The sequence below is a fragment of the Flavobacterium sp. AK-301 genome, assembly GCF_058310215.1.
In genome coordinates this window covers 1-2,701 of sequence record NZ_JBZEES010000008.1, presented here as the reverse complement: position 1 = coordinate 2,701, position 2,701 = coordinate 1, and the positions used below count along the sequence as shown (strand labels likewise).

Sequence of the window (2,701 nt, the reverse complement as noted above, 5' to 3'; positions counted from 1 at the left end):
CGCAAAGACTTACGCAAAGTTCGCAAAGACTTTTAAAATATTGTGGATTCTTTCTTATTGGTTATTTACTCCTTTTTCTCAATGCTAAATGCTAACAAAATATTTAACCGCAATGAACGCAAAGACTTACGCAAAGTTCGCAAAGGCTTTTAAAATATTGTGGATTCTTTCTTATTGGTTATTTACTCTTTTTTCTCAATGCTAAATACTAACGAAATATTTAACCGCAATGAACGCAAAGACTTACGCAAAATTCGCAAAGGCTTTTAAAATATTGTGGATTCTTTCTTATTGGTTATTTACTCTTTTTTCTCAATGCTAAAGGCTAAACTAAAGGCTTGCTTTATATAGTTTTAATTCTTCCCAGCTGAAAGTATCTCCACATTTTTCTTTTAAGGCGGACAAAGAATCATCGGCATAACCTTCAAACACTTCTGATAGTTCCATGATCCTGTCTTCAGAAAGTATTCTGTTCAGACTGAGTTCTCCAGATCGGATCAGTTTTATAATATGTCCGTAAACGGTTGTAGAGGATAACTTACGAATTGCTGCGATTTCATCAATTGTTTTATTTTCTACTAATAATTCTAATGTAAGTTCTATCGTAGATTTTTTCGTAATTTTTTCTTTGCTTATTTTTTTAATGGTTCCGGCATCTGAACTAATCTCTTCAAAATCATCTAAAGTATTCGCCTCTGCTAGCAAACTGACTTCTTTTAATTCTGCTTTTATCTGTTTCAGTTTTGCTGATTTATATTGTAAAACTATATCATTCCATATTGTTCCACGTGTAATTTCTTTTCCTTCTATAACTGTTTCTATCATATATTTGGCACGAAGTAATGAAAGTACAGCCTCGATTTGGATTTCCTCTACTTCTTCCAGTTCTTCATAATAAGCTTTGCTCTTTTTAAGATGCTTGATTTCTTCTTTTTTCTTCAACAAACTATAAACTACTTCATCTAGGGTTTTATAAAAATAATTGTAAGCTGCCTGCACTCTTTCGTTTACAAAATGAATATCAAAAGATTCTTTTCTGAACAGGCTTTCAAGCTGATTAATAAACTTTCCGGAAGGATTCAGTAAAGATTCAATGGTATTGGATTGTGTAATTGCCCATTTCTGGTGTTTTCCTTTTAACGATTTCGGACCGGATGTAGTATAGCTCTGTTTATGATTCTGCCAGGTTTCGTGAAGTAACTGCCAATCAAATGCTGTTATCAGATAATCCCGTAAAAAAGCTTTGGTTTCTTCTTTTAAAACATGCTCTAACTGATTTTCATTCGTTTTACTTGAAGCATATTGCATTACATTCTGATCGTTATTAATACCATTCATTTGCATCTCTGTAAGCAAAACAAGCCCGTTTAACGAACGCAAACGCGAAAGAGCTACATATGCTTGCCCGGGCGCAAAAACGCGTGATACATCAAGCACAGCTTTGTCAAAAGTTAATCCCTGACTTTTATGAACGGTTATTGCCCAGGCTAATTTTAACGGATAATGCACAAATGTACCGAGCACTTCTTCTTTTATTTCTTTTGAAACATCATCTACGGAATACTTAATGTTCTGCCACTCATACTTATCAACTTCTATTCTTTTGTTTTCTTCTTTGAATAAAACAATGATCTCTCCTTCTGAAAGAGATTCGATAACACCCATTTTTCCGTTAAAATATTTTTTTTCAGAAGAAAGGTCATTTTTAATGAACATAACTTGTGCTCCTACTTTTAGTTCGAGTGTAATATCTAACGGATACATATGTGCGGGAAAATCTCCTGTGATTTCTGCATCATAGGTAAAACTACGCTCGTTAAGTTCTTTAAGTTCTTTGGCGTTGATTCCATCTGCCTTAGCATTATGGGTGGTTAAAGTAATATATCCGGGATTTTTCCTAGAATCAAAATCAGGATTTACATATTGGTTCAGTATCTTCAAATCATCTACTGTCATTTCATTATTACGTAAATGATTCAGTATGGTAATAAATTGCTCATCGTCCTGACGATAAATCTTGGATAGTTCAATATATAGCAACGGATTTTCCTGAATGACCCTGGCATTGAAAAAGAAAATACTCTGGTAATAGTTTTTAAGATAATTCCATTCTTCATTTTTTACTATGGGAGGTAATTGCAGTAAATCTCCAATAAACAATACCTGTACTCCTCCAAAGGGTTTTGTATTCTTCCGAATGCTTTTTAAAACAAAATCAATGGCATCGAGTACGTCTGCCCGCAACATACTAACCTCATCAATAATCAATAATTCCATAGACCTGAAAAGTGCTTTTCGCTGTGCATTTGTATTCATAAAATGCCTTCTCAGGGTATCTTTTGTTTCGAGTTTTACTTTATCAAAACTTGGTGGTGTACCATATTCTGGAATAAATCCACTAAAGGGTAATTGAAACAGAGAATGTATTGTAACTCCACCCGCATTTAGAGCTGCAATTCCGGTAGGAGCTGCTACTACTACATTTTTATGAGTCGACTCAATAATTTTTCGAAGTAAAGTAGTCTTTCCAGTTCCTGCTTTGCCGGTCAGAAAAATAGATTTTTGTGTCTGATTAATAAATCGAATGGTATATTCTGCTGGTTCTAATATGGGTGTCATTCTGTTTGGTTGTTGGTTGTTGGTTGTTGGTTGTTGGTTGTTGGTTGTTGGTTGTTGGTTGTTGGTTGTTGGTTGTTGGTTG

Annotated in this window: 1 protein-coding gene; it reads right to left on the bottom strand. The window is 34.2% G+C overall.

What is annotated here, in order from left to right:
- Nucleotides 1-330: 330 nt before the first annotated feature.
- Nucleotides 331-2,619: a helix-turn-helix domain-containing protein gene (locus AC4FQX_RS11150; RefSeq protein WP_491167884.1), complete on the bottom strand. Its 2,289-nt coding sequence runs from the start codon at nucleotides 2,617-2,619 to the stop codon at nucleotides 331-333.
- Nucleotides 2,620-2,701: the final 82 nt, after the last annotated feature.